The organism is Actinacidiphila yanglinensis (assembly GCF_900107965.1).
GTDB classification, from domain to species: Bacteria; Actinomycetota; Actinomycetes; order Streptomycetales; family Streptomycetaceae; genus Actinacidiphila; species Actinacidiphila yanglinensis.
On record NZ_FNVU01000005.1, the window covers coordinates 140,335 to 161,307 of the forward strand.

A 20,973-nucleotide genomic window follows, 5' to 3' on the forward strand; every position below is an offset into this window, starting at 1 on the left:
CCATTGTCCCGCAGCGGCCCGGCGAGCCACGACACCGGGCGGCCGCCCCGCGCCGGACCGTTCATGACCGCCGCATCCGCAGCGCCAGGAACCCCAGCCCCAGCCCGACCAGCACCAGCCCGGCCCCCAGCGGCACCATCCGCGCCACCGGAAAGGACGGCGTGAACGGCGCCGACGCGCCCTGCTGCTCCTTCGTCCGGGTCGGGGCGTGCGAGGCGTCCGCCTCCAGCGACGGTCCGGCGGTCGGGACGTCCTGATCACCGTCGCCGTCGCCGTCGGGGAGCAGCGGAGCCGACCTGCCCGGCCGGTCGCCCCGGTGCCGGGACGGCGGGTACGGGTGCAGGGGCGCGTGCGGGCCACCGGCCGGAGCCTGCGCGGTGGGCGCGGTCGGGCGGGCGGGTCCGGCGCTGTGCTGCGGTCCGGTGCCGAGCTGGGGCTCGTCGCCGGCTTCGGGCCGCGGGCGGCCGGGCCCCGTCGCCGTCGGTGCGGGCGACGGGCGGGCGGAGGGCGCCGGACGTGCCGACGGCCCGGAGTGCGCGGGCGGCCCGGGTGCGGCGGGCGTGGGGGTCGGGCGGGACGGCCCGGCCGGACCGGGGCGGTCCGGCCCCGTGGGCCGGGGCGTCGCGGTGGGCGCCGCCGGGCGGCCCGGCTTCGCCGTACCCGGCGGCGGTACGACCGGCGGGAACCCCGGCAGCGCCAGACCGGGGTCGAGACCGGGCAGCGGCGGCAGCGGGGCGGGCGAGGGGGCGGTCGGCGACAGGCGCGTGCCCGGCGCCGCGACGGACGGCGCCGCGGTCTGCCGGGGCGCCTCGGGCACGGGTCCCTCTGCCGCCCGCGCTGGGGCGGCTGCCGCGAGCAGCGCCGCCGCGAGCAGTGCGGTACCGGTGGCCACGCCGGCCGCCGTCGCGAGGGCCGCGGCCGGTGTTCCGGAGGTGCTCCCGGGTGTTCCGGAGGTGCTCCCGGCCACGGCTCGTCGCGTCACGCCCTGCCTGCCCGCCGAAGCCCACCGCACGTCCGCGCCTCCCGCACCACCGTGTGTGGTTCAAGCGTCACATGAGGCGACAACTCCGGCATCCCGGACGCCCCAGGGCGATCATGACGCAGGGTGCGGACCGAACCGGTGCGCCGCGCCCAGGTGCGTGCGCCGGCGCGATGCGCGGGGGCGATCGGGAGCGCCCGGCACCGTGTCCGGACCGCCGGGCGCTGCGGGTCAGACGGTGAGCAGGATCTTGCCGATGTGGGTGCTGGACTCCATCAGCCGGTGGGCCTCGGCCGCCTCGGTCATCGGAAGCGGGCGGTCGACCACGGGCTTGACGCTTCCCGCCTCGATCAGCGGCCAGACGTGCTCGCGGACCGCGCCGACGATCGCCGCCTTCTCGGCCGGCGGGCGGGCGCGGAGCGTGGTGGCGGCGATGGCGCCGCGCTTGGCCATCAGCTTGGCGAGGTTGAGCTCCGCCTTCACCCCGCCCTGCATGCCGATCACCACGAGCCGCCCGTTGAGGGCGAGCGCGTCGACGTTGCGCGCCAGGTACTTCGCGCCGACGAGGTCGAGGATGACGTCCGCCCCGTCCGCCCCCAACTCCGCGACGAAGTCCTGCTCGCGGTAGTTGATCAGCACGTCCGCGCCCAGCTCCCGGCAGGCGGCGAGCTTCTCCGCGCTGCCCGCGGTGACCGCGACCCGGGCCCCGACCGCCTTGCCCAGCTGGACCGCCATGGTGCCGATCCCGCTGGACCCGCCGTGCACCAGCAGCGTCTCCGCGGGCCGCAGATGGGCGACCATGAAGACGTTCGACCAGACGGTGGCGGTGACTTCGGGCAGCGCGGCCGCCGTGACGAGGTCGACGCCCTTGGGCACGGGCAGGAGTTGGCCGGCCGGCACCGCCACCTTCTCCGCGTAGCCGCCGCCCGCCAGCAGCGCGCACACCTCGTCGCCGACGGCCCAGTCGGGCACCCCGGGCCCGACCTCCGTGATCCGGCCGGAGCACTCCAGGCCGGGGTACGGAACGGCGCCGGGTGGCGGGTTGTAGTTGCCCTGCCGCTGGAGGATGTCCGCGCGGTTGACCGCGCTGGCGGCGACCTCGACCACGACCTCGCCGTCACCGGCCACCGGATCGGGTACCTCCGCCCAGGTCAGCGTCTCCGGGCCGCCGGGCTGGGGAATCGTCATCGCGTACATGCGAAGGGAGGCTACTCCGCGGGCGTCGGTGGGCGTCGGGTACCGCGCCGTTCCGTGGGCGCCACCGCGGTGTTCGGCGGCCACGGCCGGGCGGAGTCGGGCGGGAGGGGCGCCTCACGGGTGCGTCGGTGCCGCGCCTTCCCGGCTGCCTCGGAGGTGGGTCGTGCGCGCCTCGCGGGCGGCTCGCGGCGGCGGTCATGTGATCACCCCGACCTTGTGATCAATCGTGGCCGGATTGCAGGCTGTTCACATGATCGACGCTCCGCAGCCCGGATCCGAGGGGCGGCCCCCGCGGTGGCCGGCGGCCGTACCCGCGCCCGCGGCCGCCACCGCGCCCGTGTCCGTCCACGGACCGGCTGACGAACACCTCGGTGGCGCACCCCCTCCCGTCCCCGCGCCCGGGGACCTCGGCCCGCGGCACGGGATCAGCTCCCGGCAGCGCGCCGTCGCCTTCCTCATGGCGGGCTGCCTGTTCATGGAGAACCTCGACGGCACCATCGTGTCCACCGCCGCCCCCCGGATCGGCGCGTCCCTCGGCGTCTCCGCCACCGCGATCGGCCTGGTCGTCACCGCGTACGTCCTCACCCTCGCGGTCCTGGTCCCGCTGAGCGGCTGGCTGACCGCCCGCTTCGGCGCCCGGCGGATCTTCCTCTCGGCGATCGTGCTGTTCACCCTCGCCTCGCTGGCCTGCGCCGGAGCGACCAGCCTCGGTGAACTCGTCGCGCTGCGTGTCCTGCAGGGCGCGGGCGGGGCGATGATGGTGCCCGTCGGACGGCTGCTCGCGCTCTCCGGGATCGCCAAGCCCGACATCCCGCGCCTCGTGGCGTACATCGTCTGGCCCGCCCTGATCGCCCCGGTCGCCGCGCCGCTGCTGGGCGGGGTGATCACCACCTACGCGAGCTGGCACTGGCTGTTCCTGATCAACATCCCGCTCGGGCTGGTCGCGTTCGCCGTCGCCTGGCGGCTCGTCGAGGGCGGCCCGGTAGCCGGAGTGGGCGCGCTGGACTGGCGCGGGCTGGCCTGGACCTCGCTGGGACTGGGCGCGCTCGCCTCCACCGGGCACCTGCTCTCCCAACCCGGCGCGTCATGGCCGCGGGCCGGCGCGCTCGGCGCGGTCTCCCTCGTGCTGCTCGCGCTCGCGCTGCGGCACCTGCGCCGGACCGACCACCCGCTGATCGACCTCGGCAGCCTGCGCACCCCCTCCTTCCGCGCCACCGTGTACGGCGGCTCGGTGTTCTGGATATCCGTCTCCGCGGTGCCCTTCCTGCTCCCGCTGCTCTTCCAGGAGGTCTTCGGCTGGAGCGCCGTACGCTCCGGCTCCCTGGTGCTCTTCGTCTTCGTCGGCAACATCGGCATCAAGCCCGCGACCGGCTTCCTCTTCGGCCGCTTCGGGTACCGCGCGGTGCTGGCCGGCGCGGGCGCCGTCCTCGCGGGGACCATGGTGGGCTGCGCGTTCCTCACCGCCGCCACCCCGCTGTGGGTGATCGGCATCCTCGTCACCATCAGCGGCGCCGCCCGCTCCACCGGGCTGACCGGCTACAACACCCTCGCGTTCGCCGACGTCCCGCCCGACCGGATGCGCGACGCGAACACCCTCAACTCGACCGCCACGCAGACCGCCGCCGGCCTCGGTGTGGCCGCCGCGCCCGTCGCCCTCCGCCTCGGCCACCCCCTCACCCAGCACCTGCTCGGCCACGCCTCCCCCGCGCTCTCCTACGCCGCGGCCTTCACCCTGCTGTCCCTGCCCGCCCTCGCCGCGACCACCGCGGCCAGCCGCCTCCCCCCGGGCACCGGCGACATCCTCCGCTCCCGGCGGTAGGCGGCGGACCGTGCGCGGTTCCTCCCGGACCACCCGGACGACGGGCCCGCGGAGGACGTGGAGCCCCGGACGACATGAATTGCCCGGGACTACGTGGCCCGGTGGATCGCGATCAGGCGGTCACCGTCGCGGAGCGCCCCCAACTCGCGGTCGTCGTGGTCGAGAAGCCGCTCCTCCCGCTTGACCGCCACCACCAGATCGCCCAGTTCCCTCGGCGTCCGCCCGACCTCCGAGGGCCCGACCGCGCGCTCGACCAGGTCCAGCCCGCTGCCGTACGTGAGGAGGTCGTCCATCACCTTCCCGGCGCTGGGACTGAGCATGGACATCCCGAGCATCCTGCCCGCCGCGCCGGAACTGGTGATCACCGCGTTCGCGCCGGACTGCCGCAGGAGCGGTACGTTCTCCGCCTCGCGCACGGACGCCACGATGCCGGCCGTGCTGTTGAGCTGGCGCGCGGTGAGGGTGACCAGCACCGCCGTGTCGTCGCGCTGCGCGGCGATCACGATCTGCCGGGCCCGGCCGACCTCGGCCCGCAGCAGCACGTCATTGCGGGTGGCGTCGCCGTCCACCGCCACGAACCCCTCGTCGGCCGCCGCCCGGACCACCGCCGGGTCCGGGTCGACCACCACGATCCGCTCGCGCGCCATGCCGTGCCCGATCAGCGTCTGCGCGGCCGACCGCCCCTTCGTCCCGAACCCGACGATCACCACGTGGTCGTGCAAGGAACTCCTCCAGCGCTTGATCCGGTACTGCTCGCGGGTGCGCTCGGCCAGCACCTCCAGGGTGGTGCCGATCAGGATGATCAGGAAGATCACCCGCAACGGCGTGACCAGCAGCGTATTCACCAGCCGCTCGGCGTTGCTGTACGGGACGATGTCGCCGTAGCCGGTGGTGGAGAGCGTCACCGTCGAGTAGTAGACCGCGTCGAGGAACGACAGCTTGCCGCCGGCGTTGTCGTGGTAGCCGTCGCGTCCGGCGTAGACGACGGCCACGGTGAGCGCGAGCACCAGCAGCGCGGCGGCCAGCCGGCGGGCCACCTGCCGGAGCGGTCCGGCCGCCGGGTGCGGGAAGAGCACCCGGTGGGCGGTGCCGGGGGAGCCTCACCCCGCACGTCCCGGCACCGGACCGGCCGGCCCAGCGGTCGGCCCGGTCATCGCGATCGGCCCGGCCATCGCCAGGTCCAGCACCTGCACTTCCTGGCCCGCCTTGACGCCGCCGGGCGGGATGACCGCCATCGCGTCGGCGGCGGCCAGCCCGCGCAGCATCGCCGAGCCGGTGTGCGGCAGCGGCCGGGCCGTCGCGCCCGCGTCGAGCACCACCGGCACCAGCCGGGTGTCCTCCCGGTGACCGCCGACGTCCTCGCCCAGCGGCACGCAGGACGGTGGAGCGGCGGGATGCCCGCCGAGCGTCCGCAGCAGGGGCGCGACGAGGGTCAGCACACCGGCGGCCGCGGCCAGCGGGTTGCCCGGAAGCCCGACGAAGTAGCTCCTCCTGGGCGGCCGTTCGGCCTCCGGTTGCGGCGGGCCGACGGGCTGTCCCGGGCGCGGGCGGCCGTCCGGCGTCACCGGCTCCGCCGGCCGCGGCACCTCGTACGGCCCGCAGCGGAACTCCGCCATCAGCATCGGGTGCCCGGGGCGCACCGCTACCCCGTCGACGCGCAGCCGTGCCCCGACGCGGACCAGCGCCCCGTGCACGTGGTCGCGCGGACCGCTGGCCGTCCCCCCGGTGGTGACCACCAGGTCGGCGCCACCGGTCGCGACAGCCGCCACGATCGCCGCCCGCAGGTCCTCCGCGTCGTCCGGCAGCGCCCGCACGGCCGTCACCTCGGCGCCCAGCGCCCGCAGCCACGGCGGGAGCATCGGCCCCAGCGCGTCCCTGGTCCGGCCCGGCCCCGGCCGCCCCGACGCCTGCAACTCGTCCCCCAGCACCAGCACTTCGACCCTCGGCCGGGCCACGACCGCCAGCTCGTCGTACCCGGACGCCGCCGCCAGGCCCAGCACCGCGGGGGTCACCGTCGAGCCGGCCGGCAGCAACTCCTCCCCGGCCCTGCACTCCTGGCCGCGCCTGCGGACCTCCTGACCGGGCACGGGAGCGGGGTAGGGCGCGGACACCCGCAACCACTCGCCGTCCGACCGTAGTTCGGCCGCACCGTGCTCGCTGCGCAGCACCGCCGTCGCACCCGGGGGCAGTTCGGCTCCCGTCGCGACCCGTACCGCGTGCCCGTCGGCCAGTTCGCGGACCGTCTGCTGCCCGGCGAGCACCTGACCCGCCACCCGCCACGGCCCGGCCCCGGCCAGCGCCCAGCCGTCCATGGCCGAACTGTCGAACGGCGGCAGGTCCGTCAGCGCCACCAGCCCGCGCGCGAGCACCGTGCCCAGCGCCTCCTCGCCCAACGGGACGTCCCGCGCCTCCAGTTGCCGGGCCGCGGTCATGGCCGTGCGGTGCGCTCCGAGCCAGGGGGTGTCCCGCCGGTGGAAGACGGGGCGGCCGGGGTCGTAGGGGAGCCGGTCGCTGCCGCCGGCCCCTGCGGTATCTCCGGGCGCTCCGGGCCCACCGTGTCCACCGCGCTCCCCGGTCCTCGCGTCCTCGGGAACGGCCGGGGCGGGGAGGGCGCGGCGGCGCGGCTGTTCCGCGAAGTCGAGGCCGAGGCCGTCGAGGTACGCCTTCGCGAACGGGTCGGCAGGCGGCGCGGCGAGGGCGCGGCCGGCCGGATCGGGAGCCGTGCGGCCGGTGTCCGCGGGATCGGTGTCCGCGAGGTCGAGGTCCGCGGCGCCGGGGGCGACCGATCCGCCCACGCCGGGATCGGGTTCGGGGCCCGGCTCGCTCATGGCGCGGTGCCCGCGGGGGCGGCGTCACCGTCGCCGTCCTTGCCCGCCACCGCGGCCTGCTCGGCCCAACGCCGCGCCAGCGCCGCGGCCTTCTCCGCCGCCGCGCGCACCGCGTCCGGTCCGCCGCCCGCCCGCCCCGCCGCGTACCCGACGAGGAACGTGGTCAGCGGAGCCGCCGGCCGCGCCACCCCGTGTGCCGCGTCGCGGGCGAGGTCGAGCAGGACGCGGGTGTCCACGTCCAGGTCGATGCCCAGTTCGGTCTTGGCTGCTGCGATCCATTCGTCCACCACAGGCCCATCGTCCCCGATCCCGGCCCGGTCGACACGCAGGCTCACCCCTCGGACCGGCGCTCCAGCCGGGCCCGGGCCACCGCCACGTCCTCCCAGGTGTCGCAGTCGAACGACGCATCGCCGGTCGGGTCGGCCATCCCGCGCAGCGCGAGCTCGCCGGTGAGCAGGCGCAACGGCAGCCCGCCCAGGCCGCCGTGCTCCCCCGCGAGCAGGGCGAGTTCGCGGCGCAGCGGCTCCACCAGGTACGCGGCGGCGAGCGGCTGGTCGCGCCCGTCCGGGTCGGTGAGCACCACCCCTTCGGGCACCCCGGCCGCGCCGGGGGCGCACGCGTCGGCCGCCTCCGCGAGGGCTCCGACCGTCGCCGCCGTCAGGAAGGGCAGATCGGCGGCGAGCACCACGACCACCCGCGGGGCACCCTGTCCCAGGGGTCCCCGCGCGCCCGGTCCGCCGGCCAGCGCGGCGAGTCCCGCGGCGAGCGCGGGCACCGGTCCGCCGCCGGCCGGCTCCTCCCGGGCCCAGCGCACCGGCCGTGCCGTCGGCCGGCGCGGCCCGACCACCACCGTCGTGCCCGCCGCCTCGCACGCCGCGAGCACCCGGTCCAGCAGCATCAGCCCGCCGACCGGCAGCGCGGGCTTGTCGGTGCCGCCGAGCCGCCGGGCCGCGCCGCCCGCCAGCACCACCGCGTCGTAGCGCGTCGTCATGCCCGCGAGTATGCCGCTCACACCGCGGCGAGCAGCACCGCCGGGTCCTGCACGCAGTCGGCCACGAACCGGAGGAAGCCGCCCGCCGTCCCGCCGTCGCACACCCGGTGGTCGAAGGTGAACGACAGCTGCACCACCTGCCGCACCGCCAACTCCCCCTGGCGCACCCACGGCTTGGCCGCGATCCGGCCCACCCCGAGCATGCCCGCCTCCGGGTGGTTGAGGATGGGCGTCGAGCCGTCCACCCCGAACACGCCGTAGTTGTTGAGCGTGAAGGTCCCGCCGGTCAGCTCGGCGGGCGTCAGCGTCCCGGTCCTGGCCGCCTCGGTCAGCCGGGCCATCTCCGCCGAGAGCTGGGCGGTGGTCCTGGCCTGCGCGTCCCGCACCACCGGTACGACAAGGCCGCGCTCGGTCTGCGCGGCGAAGCCGAGATGCACCGCGGGCAGCCGGACGATCTCGCCGCGGGCGGTGTCCACCGACGCGTTCAGCTCGGGGTGCCGGGCCAGCGCCGCGGTCACGATCCGGGCCATGAGCGCCAGGACCGAGATCCGGGTGCCGCCGTCTCCCGCCGCCGCGTTCATCGCCGCGCGGGCCGCGAGCAGTTCGGTGGCGTCCGCGTCGACCCAGCAGGTGGCGTCGGGGATCTCCCGCCGGCTGCGCGACAGCTTCTCCGCGACCGCGCCGAGGATCCCGCGCAACGGGACGCGCACCTCGCCCTCGGCGGCCGGCCGTGCCTCCGTCGTCGCGACTGCCGCGCGGGTGGTGCCCGCACCGGCACCCGCCGCGCGGTCCACGTCGGCCCGCATGATCAACCCGTCCGGGCCGCTGCCGGTCAGCGCCCGCAGATCCAGGCCCTTCTCCCGGGCCAGCCGGCGCACCAGCGGCGAGATGACCGCGACCGGTCCGCCGTCCGGGTGAGTGCCGCCGCGGACCGCGGCGGCTTCGCGCTCCGGCGGCACCGGCGGTGCGTGGTCGACCGCCGCGCTCACCGCCTTGATCCGGCTGCGCCGACGGGCGGTCGCCGCCCCGGTGCCGTAACCGACCAGTACGTTCCCCGAGCCCTCGGCCGAGCCGTCACCCTGGACGCTCTCCGCGCCCTCAGCGCTCCCGGCCGTGGCGGCGGCCGCCACGCCCGCGTCCGCACCCACCGCGACCGTCACCAGCGGGCGGCCGACCGAAAGGGTGTCGCCCTGCGCGCCGAAGCGGGCGGTGACCACCCCGCCGTAGGGACAGGGCACTTCCACCACGGCCTTGGCCGTCTCCACCTCGACCAACGGCTGGTCGACGGTGACGACCTCGCCGACCTCGACCAGCCAGCGCACGATCTCGGCCTCGGTCAGCCCCTCGCCGAGGTCGGGCAGCGTGAACTCCTTGACGGCGGCCATCACCCCTCCTCCCACTGCAGGCGCCCCACGGCGTCGAGGATGCGGTCGACTCCCGGCAGGTGATGCCGCTCCAGCATCGGCGGCGGGTAGGGGATGTCGAACCCGGCCACCCGCAGCACCGGCGCCTGGAGGTGGTGGAAGCAGCGCTCGGTGATCCGGGCGGCGATCTCCGCGCCCGCGCCGCCGAACCCGGCCGACTCGTGCACCACCACGGCCCGCCCGGTCCCCCGGACGACCGCCGCCACCGTCTCCTCGTCGAAGGGCACCAGGCTGCGCAGGTCCACCACGCCCAGGTCCCAGCCCTCTTCCTTCGCCGCTTCCGCGGCCTCCAGGCACACCGGCAGCGACGGACCGTAGGTGATCAGGGTGGCGCTGCGCCCGCTGCGCCGCACCACCGCGCGGCCGATCGGCGGGACCTCGCGCGGCTCCTGCGGCGACCAGTCGGCCTTCGACCAGTACAGCCGCTTGGGCTCCAGGAACACCACCGGGTCGTCGGAGGCGATGGACGCGCGCAGCAGCCCGTAGGCGTCCTCGACGGTCGCGGGCGTCACCACATGGAGCCCCGGGGTGTGCAGGTAGTACGCCTCGGAGGAGTCGCTGTGGTGCTCGACCCCGCCGATGCCGCCGCCGTAGGGGATGCGGATGGTGATCGGCAGCGGCAGCGCGCCCCGGGTGCGGTTGCGCATCCGGGACACGTGGCTGACCAGCTGCTCGAAGGACGGGTAGGCGAACGCGTCGAACTGCATCTCGACCACCGGCCGCAGCCCGTACATCGCCATGCCCACCGCGGTGCCGAGGATGCCCGCCTCGGCGAGCGGGGTGTCGGTGCAGCGGTCGTCGCCGAAGTCGCGGGCCAGGCCGTCGGTGATCCGGAAGACGCCGCCGAGGGTGCCGACGTCCTCGCCGAGCACGTGGACGGCCGGGTCGGCGACGAGCGCGTCGCGCAGCGCCTGGTTGAGGGCCTGCGCCATCGTCGCCGGCTTCTGCGCGACGGGCGCGGCCGCCGGGGCGGGCGCCGTGGAGGAGCTGGGGCTCATGACTGCTGCTCCGCTTCCAGCTCGGCCCGGAGCATGGCTTCCTGGTCGCGCAGTTGCTGGGTGGGTTCGGCGTAGACGTGCGCGAACAGCTCCATCGGGTCCAGCCGCGGTTCGTCGTGCATGCGCTCGCGCAGGGCGGCGGCCAGGGCCTCGGCCTCGTCGGCGGTGCGCTGCCGCAGCGCGTCGTCGAGCAGGCCGCGGCCGGTCAGCTCGCGCTCCATCAGGTCGACCGGGTCGTGGGCGCGCCAGGCCGCCACCTCGTCGTCGTCGCGGTAGCGGGTCGCGTCGTCGGCGTTGGTGTGCGCGTCGATCCGGTAGGTGACCGCCTCGACCAGGGTGGGGCCGCGGCCCGCGCGGGCCCGGTCCACCGCCTCGGTGAGCACCTGGTGGACGGCCGCCGCGTCGTTGCCGTCCACGAGGCGGCCGGGCATGCCGTAGCCGACGGCCTTGTGGGCGAAGCTCGGCGCGGCGCTCTGCTTGGCCAGCGGCACGGAGATCGCGAAGCCGTTGTTCTGCACCAGGAAGACCACCGGGGCCTGCCAGACCGCCGCGAAGTTCAGCGCCTCGTGGAAGTCGCCCTCGCTGGTGCCGCCGTCGCCGACCATCGCCAGCGCCGCCACGTCGTCACCGCTGAGCCGGGCGGCGTGCGCGAGGCCGACCGCATGGGGCAGCTGGGTGGCCAGCGGGGTGCTGAGCGGGGCCACCCGGGTCTCGCGCGGGTCGTAGCCGGTGTGCCAGTCGCCGCGCAGGAGCGTCAGGGCCTCGACCGGGTCCACCCCGCGCGCGACCACCGCGAGGGTGTCGCGGTAGCTGGGGAAGAGCCAGTCGCGCGGGCCGAGCGCGAGGGCGGCGGCGATCTCGCACGCCTCCTGACCGGTGCTCGACGGGTACACCGCGAGCCGGCCCTGCTTGGTCAGGGCGGTCGCCTGCCGGTTGAACCGGCGGCCCCGCACCAGCTGTCCGTACAGCTCCGTGAGCAGCGCGGGCGCCAGCCGGGCGGCCTCGGGGGTGCCGAGCAGCCGGAACGGCGCCGCGTCGGGCAGCAGGGGCCCGGCTTCGGTGCGCGGGCGCCAGGCGGGGGTGTCGAGGACGGTCATCGCGAGCACCTCCTTGCGAATCGGTGACCGGTGGCGGTCGGGGTGGCGAGCGGGTCCCGCTCTCCCAACCGATTGTTCGGTCGCCGGAGGCATTTTGGCTACGGGGTCGTTCGGCCTGTGGACAAACGGTTCTGCACAGCCTGAGATGGAGCCAGTACGTCCATGCTAGGGAGTCCCGGGGGGATGGCGAGAGAACAGATGGCCGAAGAAGATCAGGGGGTGCGACCTCTGGACCCGATCGACCGCGCGATCCTGCGCCTGTTGCAGGAGGACGGTCGGGCCTCGATACGCTCCGTGGCCGAACGCGTACACGTCTCCCGGGCCAACGCCTACGCCCGGATCAACCGTCTCGTCGAGGACGGAGTGATCCGGGGATTCAGCGCCCGGGTCGATCATGAGCGGGCCGGGCACGGCGCATCCGCGTACATCACGCTCAAGATCGTCCAGAACTCGTGGCGGACGGTACGGAAGGAACTCGTCACTCTTCCGGGTGTCGTCCACATCGCGCTGGTGAGCGGGGACTTCGACGTCCTGCTGCTGGTGCACACCGTCGACAACCGCAGCCTGCGCGAGCTGGTGCTGACCCGGATCCAGGCGATCAAGGAGGTCCTCAGCAGCCGCACCCTGCTGGTCTTCGAGGAGACCGACCTCGTGGTCGGGGACTGGCCCCTGGGGGAGGGCGGCGCCGACGAGGCCCCGACGCCCTGAGGAGCGGCGCCCCCGGCGTACGGGGCGGTCCTACGGGCGCGCGCCCGGCGGTATGCGCAGCCCGTCGAAGGCCAGCCGCACCACCGCGTCCGCGACCTGCTCGCCCTGAGCGGCGCCGCGGCCGTCGGGGCGGTACCACTCCACCACCGAGTTGATCATGCCGAACAGCAGCCGCGTGGCGAGCCGGGGCTCCACGTCCGCGCGCAGGTCGCCCTCGGCGACGGCGGCCTTGAGCAGCGCGGCCACCCGCTGGTCGAACTCCCGGCGCCGCTCCATCGCCCGCCGCTCGGTGCCGGTGTTGCCGCGCACCCGCAGCAGCAGGGTGACGTAGGGCAGTTCCTCGACCAGCACGTCGGTGCAGCGGCGGGTGACGTACTCCAGCCGGTCGACCGCACGGCCGGTGGTCGCGCCGGACTCGTCCAGGACGCCGAACAGACCCTCCAGGGCGCGGCCGACCGCCCGGCTCAGCAGTTCCTCCTTGCCGCGCACGTGGTGGTAGATCGACGACTTGGAGATGCCCGCGGCCTGCGAGAGGTGCTCCATGGACGTGCCGTCGTAACCGCGCTCGTTGAAGACCTCGACGGCCACGGCGAGCAGCGAGTCCGGCGTGTAGGTGTCGCGCTTGGGCATGGTCATGAGCAGATCACACCTTGCGCGGTCGCCGCACGCCGTCTCAGCTCCGGGCCGGGTGCGTACCTCCCGGTCGGATACCAGGCGTGCAGCCCGTCCAGCAGGTCCCGCACGTAGGGCAGCGAGATCCGCTCGCCCCACTCCAGCGGCCCGAGCGGGTAGTTCACGCCCAGCCGCATCGCGGTGTCCACGTCGTGCGGCGACGCCACCTCGCGGGCGACGGCGTCCAGCGCGAAGTCCACCAGCATCGCCACGGTGCGCGCCACCACCATGCCGGGCACGTCACGGATGACGCTGACCTCCTTGCCCATGGCCTGGAACAGCCCGGTCGCCTCCGCGACGGCGTCGGCGTGCACCCCGGCGGCCGGCGCGATCCCCACCCTGGTCGCGGCCCGGTAGTCCAGTGCAAGGTCGAACCGGATCGACGGCTCGCCCGGCAGTCGGCCGTCGGCCAGGTGGAGGCGGACACCGCCGGGCAGCACCAGCGTGCCGGGCCGGCCGGGCTCCGCCGGCTCCCGGCGCACCTCCACGCGGGACTCCTCGGCGAGCGCGGACAGCTCGGCCGCCGGCCCCAGTTCCCCGCGAACGGTCACGAACGGCGGTGCCAGGGCCGCCTCGGCGGTGTGCGGCGAGGTCGCCGCTGCCAGGTCGGCCGCGCTGTGCCCGGGGCCGTGCGGGAACCAGCCGCGCCCCGACTTGCGGCCCAGCCGCCCCGACTCCACCAGCCGGCGCTGCGCCAGCGACGGCCCGAACTTCGGATCGCGGCCGAACGCCTCCCACACCGAGCGCGTCACCGCCTCGTTGACGTCCTGGCCGATCAGGTCGGTCAGCTCGAACGCGCCCATCGCGAAGCCGCCGCTCTCGCGGAGCAGGGCGTCGATGGTGGCGGGATCGGCGGCGCGCTCCTCGTAGACCCGCAGCGCCTCGGCGTAGAAGGGGCGGGCCACGCGGTTGACGAGGAAGCCCGGGGTGTCCGTGCAGCGCACGGGGGTCTTGCCCCAGGCGGCGGCGAGCTCGTAGGCCGCGGTGACGGCGGCCGGGTCGCCGGCGGCGCCGGCGACCACCTCGACCAGCGGCAGCAACGGGGCCGGGTTGAAGAAGTGCATCCCGACCAGCCGTCCGGGCCGGCGCAGCCCGCTCGCGACGGCGGTCACCGACAGCGAGGAGGTGTTCGTCGCCAGCAGGCAGTCGTCACCGACCGCCCGCTCCACCTCGGCGAAGAGTCGCCGCTTGACGTCCAGGTCCTCCACGACGGCCTCCACCACGAGCCGGGCGGGCACCAGGTCCGCCACGCTCTCGGCCGCCGAGAGCCGGGCCAGGGCCGACACGCGCGCGTCGGTGCCGAGCCGGCCCTTCTCGACCAGCCGGTCCAGCCGCGCCGCGACCGCGTCCACGGCCGCGAGGGCCTGCCCCGGGGCGGCGTCGTGGAGCAGGACGCGGTGGCCGGCGAGGAGCGCCACCTGCGCGATCCCCTGGCCCATGGTGCCCGCGCCCACGACGGCGACGGTGCTGCTCAGGTCCGGTGCGCTCACGGTTGCACTCTCCTCGCCAGGTCCTCGACGTCGCACGGGGAAGTTGTCCACAGGCCGGGGACGGTCCTCTTGTCCCGACCGAACATTCGGTTAATCTAGCGGTGTCCCCGCCACTCAGCCCAGCTCGACGAGGAGTTGGTCCCATGTCCGCCGATCTGTCCACCGTGCTCCTGGTCGACCGCCACCGCGGCACCCTCGACCAGGCGCTGGAGGCCGTCAGGACCCGCGCGTTCTGGTCGCCGCACCCCGAGCACCCCAAGGCGTACCCCGACCCGGACGCGGGCCGCGCCGCCTTCGAGGCGCTCGCCGGCCGCCGCTTCGCGCTCGACCAGCCGGGCACCGACGGATGGACCGGCGACGAGCGCTCGCCGTTCGGCGTGGAGTTGGGCGTCCACTACCCGCACCCCGATCCCGACGTGCTGCTGCCCGCCATGCGCGCGGCGATGCCCGTCTGGCGCGCGGCGGGACCCGAGGCCCGCGCCCTGGTCTGCCTGGAGATCATCGCGCGGATCAATGAGCGGACCCACGAGTTCGCGCACGCCGTGATGCACACCAGCGGCCAGGCGTTCACCATGGCCTTCCAGGCGGGTGGGCCGCACGCGCAGGACCGCGCCGTCGAGGCGGTGACGTACGCGTACATCGAGCAGGTGCGCACCCCGGAGAGCGCGGAGTGGACCAAGCCGCAGGGCAAGCGGGACCCGATCGGGCTGCGGAAGACCTTCACCGCCGTGCCCCGCGGCATCGGCCTGGTCATCGGCTGCAACACCTTCCCGACGTGGAACGGCTATCCCGGCCTGTTCGCCTCGCTCGCCACGGGGAACGCGGTGCTCGTCAAGCCGCACCCGCGGGCGGTGCTGCCGCTCGCGCTGACCGTGGAGATCGCCCGCGAGGTGCTGGCGGAGGCGGGATACCCGCGGGATCTGGTCTGCCTCGCGGTGGACCACCCGGGTGAGGGGCTCGCCAAGACCCTGGCGCTGCGCCCCGAGATCCGCCTCATCGACTACACCGGGTCCACCGCCTTCGGCGACTGGCTGGAGGCCAACGCGCGGCAGGCGCAGGTCTTCACCGAGAAGGCCGGCGTCAACACCGTGGTGATCGACTCGACCGGCGACTACCGCGGCATGCTCGCCAACCTCGCCTTCTCGCTGTCCCTGTACAGCGGCCAGATGTGCACCACCCCGCAGAACCTGCTGATCCCCCGCGACGGCATCGCCACCGACCAGGGGGACAAGACCTTCGACGAGGTGGTCGCCGACCTCGCCGCGGCCGTCGACCACCTGCTGGGCGACGACGCCCGGGCCAACGCCCTGCTCGGCGCGCTGGTCAACCCGGACGTGAAGTCCCGCCTCGACGCCGCCCCCGGCATCGGCGACGTCGCGCTGGCCTCCCGCGCGGTCACCCACCCCGACTTCCCGGACGCGGTGGTCCGCACCCCCGCGATCGTCAAGCTCGACGGCGCGAAGACCGACGACGACTCCCCGTACCTGTCGGAGTGCTTCGGCCCGGTCTCCTTCGCCGTGGCCGTCGACTCCACCGCCGGCGCGCTGGAACTGCTGCGCCGCACCATCCGGGACAAGGGCGCCATGACCGTCGCCGGGTACACCACGTCCGCGCAGGTCGAGCAGGAGCTGGAGGAGGTCTGCTTCGAGGAGTGCGCCCAGCTCTCCCTGAACCTCACCGGCGGGGTGTACGTCAACCAGACCGCGGCGTTCTCCGACTTCCACGGCTCGGGCGGCAACCCGGCGGCGAACTCGGCGCTGTGCGACGGCGCCTTCGTCGCCAACCGCTTCCGCGTGGTGGAGGTGCGCCGCCCGGCGTGAGTGCGGGCCGGGCCCGCACCCATCGGGGCCCGGCGCACGCGCGACCGGACGCTCAGCCGGCGCTCGGCCCCGGGACCAGCGGCGAGCGTGAGGTGGCCGACCAGTGGTAGAGCGCCATGCCCACGCTGGTGGCCAGGTTGTAGCTGGAGACCTGCGCCCGCATCGGCAGCGACACCAACGCGTCGGCCTGGTCGCGCAGTTCGGCCGAGACCCCATGCCGCTCGGAGCCGAACACCACCAGCGCGTCGTCGGGCAGCCCGACGGCGCGGATGTCCTCGCCCTCGGGGTCCAGGACGTAACGCGGACCCGGCGGCAGCGCACCGGGGTCGGCGCGCTCGACCGCGGTCGCGTAGTGCAGCCCGGCGCCGGACCGTACGGCGTTGGGGTGCCAGGGGTCGAGGTCGCCGGTGGTCACGACCCCGGTGGCGGCGAAACCGGCGGCGAGGCGGATGACCGCGCCGACGTTGCCGAGGTTGCGCGGGGCGTCCAGCACGACCAGGGGAGCGAGCCGGGGGAGCCGGCGCAGCGCGGCCAGGTTCGCGGCGCGGTCCCGGCGGGCGGCGAGCGCGGCCACCCCGGTCGGATGCACTCGGGGCACCAGGTCGCGCAGCGCGGCGGTCGGCACTTCGACGACCCGCGCCGCCAGGTCCTCGGCGAGATCGGGTGCCAGCTCGGCGGCCAGCCGCAGCAACCCGGCCCGGTCCGCGGTCACGGCGGCGCGCACGTCGGCGCCGAAGCGCAGCGCGTGCTTGAGCGCGTGGAAGCCGTCGAGCAGCACGCACTCCGGGCCCGCGGCCTGCCAGCGGCGCACCGCGGCCGCGCCGTCCGGCGGCGCGGCCTCGTCCTCGGTCATGCGGTCAACCCTACGGTCCGGCCCCGGCGGGCCCGCCGCACGGGCTTGCCTTCCGGCGGGCGGCTCAGGTGACCGCGGTCGGCGGGGGCGGCCCCACCGCGGGAGCGGCCGGGCCGTCGGCGCGCTGGCCGGGGACGACGCCCGCCGCGGGCTCGAGGCGGGCCCGCCGGCGGCCGGTGATCTGCTGCTGCGCCCACAGCAGGAAGCCGGTCGGCAGGAAGACCGCGTCGGCAGCGATCATCGCGAGCGAGAAGAAGGGCAGCCCGAGGACCACCGCGATCGACGCGTGCTCGATGATCATGCCGACCAGCAGCACGTTCTTCACCCGGCGGTTGAAGAGGGTGAAGGGGAAGGCGACCTGGACGATCACCGTGCCGTAGGTGATCAGCATGACCAGGACGTCGTTGCCCGCCAGCGCGTGGGACAGCGCCGGCCAGGGCGTGAAGTCGTCCAGGTGCAGCGGGTAGTACAGCGCCGTGCCGTCCTGCCAGCGGCTGCCCTGGATCTTGTACCAGCCGGCGGTGGAGTAGATCAGGCACACCTCGACGATGATCACGAGCATCGCGCCGTTGTGGACGACGTTCGCGATGATGTCGAGCACCGTGCGCGGCTCGCCGGGCGCGTAGCGGCGTACCGCCCACCACACGGCCTGACCGATCCAGCAGGCCCAGAAGATCAGGCCCCAGCCGGTGCTGAGCTTGTCCGCGAACGTGGCGGCGATCAGGGCGACGCCCAGCACCGCCCACAGCACGATGCCGACCGGGTCGGCACCGGCCCGCGCCACCGCGGCCGCCCGCACCGGGCGTGCCTCCGGGCCGGCGCCGGCGGTCAGGTCCGCGGCCCCGCCCTCGGGCCGAGCGCCCGCGTCGGACGAGGCGCCGGACGCGGCTCGGGACAGTGCCTCGACCGTCGACGGTGCCGCTTCTCCGCGTGCCGCCTCTGCCTGCCCCGCTTCCGCCGCGGCCCGGCGCCGCGCGCGGCGGCTGTCGAGCGACCAGACCTGGCCGCAGCGCGTGAAGGCGAGGTAGATCGCGATGATGTGGACCACGTTGTCGCCGCCGTCGCCCATGAACACGCTGCGGTTCTGGAGCGACAGCACCCCGATCATGAACATCAGCGCCGACGTCCGGGTCCGCCACCCCAGCAGCAGCGACGCGCTCGCCAGGATCGCGAAGGCGTAGCCGATCTCGAACCAGGCGCGGCTGTCGCTCCACATCAGCACGCTGAACGCGTGGTTGCTCGCCAGCAGCCGCTGCGCCAGGTCGAACCCCCAGGCGCTGTGCGGCCCGTAGAGCGCGCCGCGGTGCGGGAACTCCCGCACCAGGTACAGCAGCCAGGTCAGCGACATGCCGATCCGGACCACCGCGCTCTGGTACGGGCCGATGATGCCGCCGGTGACGCGGGTCAGGCCGCGGGTGATGCCGCGGTCGAGCGCCGCGGTCACGCTCGCGTAGGTGGGGGTCGCGGGGACCCGCGCTCCGGCGGGCAGCTCGGCGTGGGAGCGGGGGGCGCTCATGAGGAGGTCTCCTGCCCGGACGGGTCGGCGGTCGGGCCGGTACCGCTCGCGGCGGCACTCGGGGTGGTACCGGGAGCGGTGCTCGGCGTGCTGCCCGGTGCGGCGGACGTGGTGTCCTCGGCGCCGGAGTCGACGCCCCACCACGGCAGCGTCCGGTACTGGGTCACGGGTGTCGGCGCCCCGGCGACCCAGGACGGCTGCTTGACGGGGGTGGTGGCCGCACGGGCCTCCACCTGTATGACCGGGCCACCGTCCAGCGTGGGGCCGAACCGGTCCTCGATGATCCGCAGCAGGTACGTACGGCTCAGGTCGCTGCCGTCACCGGCCGTCGGCTGCTCCTGGGTGTCGTGGGTGTCGGTGTAGTAGCCCCAGGCGCGGCGCAGTTCGTTCTGCTGCGTGTGGCTGGGCAGCGGGTCGTGCCGCATCGCCGCGATGTCCATGCCGGTCAGGTCCACCCAGCCGGTGGTCTGGGTGCCGCCGCCGGCCTTGCGCACCTGCGCCCGGGCCTCTATGTGGACGTTCTGCTGGAGCGGGTCGGGAGCGAACAGCTTCCAGTTCTGCTCGAACTCCGGGAAGATGTAGTCGTTGACGGCCTTCCCGTGCTCCTTGCTGAGCGTGTTCGACGGCGCCACGTAGAGGAACACCATCCCCAGGTGGAGCAGCGCGCCGACCGCGACCGCGCCGACCGTCACCGCCACGACTATCCGCCCGGGCAGCGACAGCGCCGCCACATCGGGCGACGGCCCCTCCATTGGCCCCATCCGTCTCTCCGCTCTCCGCTGCACCCGATGCATCCGACTGCCGCCCAGAACGCTAGCCACCCGGGGGCCCCGGCGGTGACCTTACCCAGTTATCAAGGGGTGCAGGAGTGGTCCTGCGGAACGGAGAGCCACGGAATGCGGCGGGCTAGAGGACGTAGCCCTCGGCACCGCTGTCGTCGACGACCGGACGCCCCGCGGACTCCCAGTCGAGCATGCCGCCGCTGACGTTCACCGCGTCCACGCCCTGCCCGATGAGGTACTGCGTCACTTGCGCCGATCGCCCGCCGACCCGGCAGACCACGTGCACCGTGCCGCCCTCGGGCAGCTCGCCGATCCGGGCGACGACCTCGCCCATCGGGATGTGCAGGGCGCCTTCGGCGTGCCCGGCGGCCCACTCGTCGCCCTCCCGGACGTCGAGGAGGGTCGCGTCGGCGGGGATCGCGGAGGCATCCACCGCGGGGAGCTGGGAGCGGAACATCGGACGTGGCCTCCTGGAACACGGAACTTCGGGGCGGCGGGAGCACCGGGCCGCCACGGCCACGGCATCCGCCGGCGTCGCGAGCGGCCCGCGCACCCGCACGGCCCCGCTCACCGGGAACGTGGCAAAGCTACCTCAGCCGCCGGAAGCGCCGTGGACCAGTTCGGCGAGCCGGGCCTCGCGCTGGGAGACCTGGGTGAGCAGTTGCTCGGCGATCTCGTTGAGCAGCGCGTCGGGGTCCTCCGGGGCGAGCCGCATCATCTGCCCGATGGCGCTCTCGTCGAGTTCGGCGGCCACCGCGGCCAGCTTCTCCTTGCGCTCGGCCAGCCACTCGAGCCGGGCGTAGAGCACCTCGGCCTCGCTCGGCAGGTCCTGCTCGGGCGCCGGACCGGCCTCCCACTCCGCGGACAGCTCGCGCAGCGCGTCCTCGTCGGCGTACGCGTACGCCTCGTTGACCCGGGCGATGAAGGTGCTGCGGCGCTCCTTCTCGGCGTCGTCCTGGGCGAGATCGGGGTGGACCTTGCGGACCAGCTCGCGGTAGAGCCGCTGGGCCTCCTTGCCCGGGCGCACCCGGCGCGGCGGGTTCGGGTCCTCGACCGGCCGCACCCCGTCGGCGCCCAGCAGGCCGCCGAAGAGTTCCTCGATGCCCGGCATCGGCATCACCAGCGCGCGCGCCTCCCAGGCGCGCTCGATGTCGGCCCGGTCGCCGCTGTGCGCCGCGACGGCCTCCGCGATCAGCGCGTCGAGCTCGTCCAGCCGCGCGTACATCGGGCCGAGCCGCTGGTGGTGCAGCCGGGAGAAGTTCTCCACCTCGACGCGGAAGGACTCGACCGCGATCTCGAACTCGATGAGCGCCTGCTCTGCCGCGCGTACGGCCTTCGCCAGCCGGTCCTGCCCTTCCGGGTCCGCAGGCGCCGCTGCGGAAGCGGCGCCCGCGGCAGCCGCGGAAGCGGCGGCGGACGGGGCGGCGGAAGGTCCGGGTCCGGAGCTGTTCGTCACCCGGACAGCCTAGGCCCTCCTCGGTCGATCTTCGTGGGAGCGCGAGCGCGTGACGCGCGGGGAACGGCCGGGAAACCGTCGTGCGGCGGTCGCGGGACGGGGTGCGGCGCCGTGCCCGAGGGCATCGCGGGGCGGTCCCGGTGGTCCACCGCACCGTCGCGATCGCCGCGCCGCACCCCGCCGGAAGCCGTCGCACCCGCCACCCTCGCAGCCCCCACACCGGACGAACCGTCACCATCCAGCGGAGGAAGGCCAATCCGGCCATTCGGCCGACCCGGTGGGCCGTTTCGTGCTTGCCTTGAAAGCCGACCCTACTCAGCGCGGAACCTCAGCGCCGGACCGC

17 protein-coding genes and 1 pseudogene are annotated in these 20,973 nt (G+C 75.1%); 3 read left to right on the forward strand and 15 right to left on the reverse strand.

Annotation, left to right across the window (positions count from 1 at the left end; translation table 11 throughout):
* Window positions 1-61: 61 nt before the first annotated feature.
* Both C4U44_RS41510 and C4U44_RS13240 read right to left on the reverse strand, forming a co-directional pair.
* Window positions 62-982, reverse strand: a complete 921-nt coding sequence (locus tag C4U44_RS41510) for a hypothetical protein (RefSeq protein WP_160145026.1) — start codon at window positions 980-982, stop codon at window positions 62-64.
* Between the two features lie 228 nt (window positions 983-1,210).
* Window positions 1,211-2,176, reverse strand: a complete 966-nt coding sequence (locus tag C4U44_RS13240; protein ID WP_103885965.1) for an NAD(P)H-quinone oxidoreductase — start codon at window positions 2,174-2,176, stop codon at window positions 1,211-1,213.
* 250 nt (window positions 2,177-2,426) lie between these two features.
* Here C4U44_RS13240 and C4U44_RS13245 point away from each other — a divergent pair, with 250 nt between their 5' ends.
* Entirely contained in the window at window positions 2,427-3,995 is a 1,569-nt protein-coding gene (locus C4U44_RS13245) for an MFS transporter (RefSeq protein WP_200823236.1), read from the forward strand.
* An 89-nt stretch (window positions 3,996-4,084) separates the two neighbouring features.
* Here the strand turns inward: C4U44_RS13245 and C4U44_RS13250 are convergent, their stop codons facing one another.
* The 6 genes and pseudogenes from C4U44_RS13250 to pdhA all read right to left on the reverse strand — a co-directional run bounded on the left by C4U44_RS13250 (window position 4,085) and on the right by pdhA (window position 11,333).
* A complete protein-coding gene (locus C4U44_RS13250; RefSeq protein WP_103885966.1) occupies window positions 4,085-5,071 on the reverse strand; it encodes a potassium channel family protein in 987 nt (328 codons plus the stop codon).
* A 24-nt stretch (window positions 5,072-5,095) separates the two neighbouring features.
* Window positions 5,096-6,823, reverse strand: a complete 1,728-nt coding sequence (locus C4U44_RS13255; RefSeq protein WP_103885967.1) for a molybdopterin molybdotransferase MoeA — start codon at window positions 6,821-6,823, stop codon at window positions 5,096-5,098.
* Window positions 6,820-7,814: pseudogene (locus tag C4U44_RS13260) on the reverse strand (DUF6457 domain-containing protein). The gene C4U44_RS13255 and the pseudogene C4U44_RS13260 overlap by 4 nt, the downstream one beginning before the upstream one ends.
* Window positions 7,815-7,831: 17 nt before the next feature.
* Window positions 7,832-9,199, reverse strand: a complete 1,368-nt coding sequence (locus C4U44_RS13265) for a dihydrolipoamide acetyltransferase family protein (protein WP_103885968.1) — start codon at window positions 9,197-9,199, stop codon at window positions 7,832-7,834.
* Entirely contained in the window at window positions 9,199-10,236 is a 1,038-nt protein-coding gene (locus C4U44_RS13270) for an alpha-ketoacid dehydrogenase subunit beta (RefSeq protein WP_103885969.1), read from the reverse strand. The genes C4U44_RS13265 and C4U44_RS13270 overlap by 1 nt, the downstream gene beginning before the upstream one ends.
* Window positions 10,233-11,333 (reverse strand): pyruvate dehydrogenase (acetyl-transferring) E1 component subunit alpha, encoded by a 1,101-nt coding sequence (gene pdhA, locus C4U44_RS13275; protein WP_103885970.1) that lies wholly within the window; start codon window positions 11,331-11,333, stop codon window positions 10,233-10,235. Before pdhA ends, C4U44_RS13270 begins: the two co-directional genes overlap by 4 nt.
* Before the next feature lie 183 nt (window positions 11,334-11,516).
* Here pdhA and C4U44_RS13280 point away from each other — a divergent pair, with 183 nt between their 5' ends.
* Window positions 11,517-12,041, forward strand: a complete 525-nt coding sequence (locus tag C4U44_RS13280) for an Lrp/AsnC family transcriptional regulator (protein WP_322973608.1) — start codon at window positions 11,517-11,519, stop codon at window positions 12,039-12,041.
* A 30-nt stretch (window positions 12,042-12,071) separates the two neighbouring features.
* On the opposite strand, the gene C4U44_RS13285 is transcribed toward C4U44_RS13280, so the two are convergent.
* Both C4U44_RS13285 and C4U44_RS13290 read right to left on the reverse strand, forming a co-directional pair.
* Window positions 12,072-12,677 carry a TetR/AcrR family transcriptional regulator gene (locus C4U44_RS13285; RefSeq protein ID WP_103885972.1) on the reverse strand — a complete coding sequence of 202 codons (606 nt, stop codon included), beginning with the start codon at window positions 12,675-12,677 and terminating at the stop codon, window positions 12,072-12,074.
* Window positions 12,674-14,203: a 3-hydroxyacyl-CoA dehydrogenase gene (locus C4U44_RS13290; protein WP_103885973.1), complete on the reverse strand. Its 1,530-nt coding sequence runs from the start codon at window positions 14,201-14,203 to the stop codon at window positions 12,674-12,676. The genes C4U44_RS13285 and C4U44_RS13290 overlap by 4 nt, the downstream gene beginning before the upstream one ends.
* Window positions 14,204-14,346: 143 nt before the next feature.
* Here C4U44_RS13290 and paaN point away from each other — a divergent pair, with 143 nt between their 5' ends.
* Window positions 14,347-16,023: a phenylacetic acid degradation protein PaaN gene (paaN, locus tag C4U44_RS13295; RefSeq protein WP_103885974.1), complete on the forward strand. Its 1,677-nt coding sequence runs from the start codon at window positions 14,347-14,349 to the stop codon at window positions 16,021-16,023.
* A gap of 52 nt (window positions 16,024-16,075) precedes the next feature.
* On the opposite strand, the gene C4U44_RS13300 is transcribed toward paaN, so the two are convergent.
* The 5 genes from C4U44_RS13300 to C4U44_RS13330 form a co-directional block, all read right to left on the reverse strand.
* A complete protein-coding gene (locus C4U44_RS13300) occupies window positions 16,076-16,876 on the reverse strand; it encodes a TrmH family RNA methyltransferase (protein WP_103885975.1) in 801 nt (266 codons plus the stop codon).
* A 64-nt stretch (window positions 16,877-16,940) separates the two neighbouring features.
* Window positions 16,941-18,392: an HTTM domain-containing protein gene (locus C4U44_RS42440; protein ID WP_235032047.1), complete on the reverse strand. Its 1,452-nt coding sequence runs from the start codon at window positions 18,390-18,392 to the stop codon at window positions 16,941-16,943.
* Window positions 18,389-19,153: a DUF5819 family protein gene (locus C4U44_RS13320; RefSeq protein ID WP_146088263.1), complete on the reverse strand. Its 765-nt coding sequence runs from the start codon at window positions 19,151-19,153 to the stop codon at window positions 18,389-18,391. The genes C4U44_RS42440 and C4U44_RS13320 overlap by 4 nt, the downstream gene beginning before the upstream one ends.
* 145 nt (window positions 19,154-19,298) lie before the next feature.
* On the reverse strand, window positions 19,299-19,631 hold the full coding sequence (locus C4U44_RS13325) for a rhodanese-like domain-containing protein (RefSeq protein WP_103885978.1): 333 nt from the start codon (window positions 19,629-19,631) through the stop codon (window positions 19,299-19,301).
* A 135-nt stretch (window positions 19,632-19,766) separates the two neighbouring features.
* Window positions 19,767-20,630 (reverse strand): J domain-containing protein, encoded by an 864-nt coding sequence (locus C4U44_RS13330; protein ID WP_235032048.1) that lies wholly within the window; start codon window positions 20,628-20,630, stop codon window positions 19,767-19,769.
* Between the last annotated feature and the right edge of the window lie 343 nt (window positions 20,631-20,973).

Bases quoted from the DNA above. Each gene is read 5' to 3' on its own strand.
- C4U44_RS13240 (WP_103885965.1), bottom strand. From the start codon at position 2,176: ATGTACGCGATGACGATTCCCCAGCCCGGCGGCCCGGAGACGCTGACC.
- C4U44_RS13245 (WP_200823236.1), top strand. From the start codon at position 2,427: ATGATCGACGCTCCGCAGCCCGGATCCGAGGGGCGGCCCCCGCGGTGG.
- C4U44_RS13255 (WP_103885967.1), bottom strand. From the start codon at position 6,823: ATGAGCGAGCCGGGCCCCGAACCCGATCCCGGCGTGGGCGGATCGGTC.
- C4U44_RS13265 (WP_103885968.1), bottom strand. From the start codon at position 9,199: ATGGCCGCCGTCAAGGAGTTCACGCTGCCCGACCTCGGCGAGGGGCTG.
- C4U44_RS13270 (WP_103885969.1), bottom strand. From the start codon at position 10,236: ATGAGCCCCAGCTCCTCCACGGCGCCCGCCCCGGCGGCCGCGCCCGTC.
- pdhA (WP_103885970.1), bottom strand. From the start codon at position 11,333: ATGACCGTCCTCGACACCCCCGCCTGGCGCCCGCGCACCGAAGCCGGG.
- C4U44_RS13280 (WP_322973608.1), top strand. From the start codon at position 11,517: ATGGCGAGAGAACAGATGGCCGAAGAAGATCAGGGGGTGCGACCTCTG.
- C4U44_RS13285 (WP_103885972.1), bottom strand. From the start codon at position 12,677: ATGACCATGCCCAAGCGCGACACCTACACGCCGGACTCGCTGCTCGCC.
- paaN (WP_103885974.1), top strand. From the start codon at position 14,347: ATGTCCGCCGATCTGTCCACCGTGCTCCTGGTCGACCGCCACCGCGGC.
- C4U44_RS13300 (WP_103885975.1), bottom strand. From the start codon at position 16,876: ATGACCGAGGACGAGGCCGCGCCGCCGGACGGCGCGGCCGCGGTGCGC.
- C4U44_RS42440 (WP_235032047.1), bottom strand. From the start codon at position 18,392: ATGAGCGCCCCCCGCTCCCACGCCGAGCTGCCCGCCGGAGCGCGGGTC.
- C4U44_RS13320 (WP_146088263.1), bottom strand. From the start codon at position 19,153: ATGGGGCCAATGGAGGGGCCGTCGCCCGATGTGGCGGCGCTGTCGCTG.
- C4U44_RS13325 (WP_103885978.1), bottom strand. From the start codon at position 19,631: ATGTTCCGCTCCCAGCTCCCCGCGGTGGATGCCTCCGCGATCCCCGCC.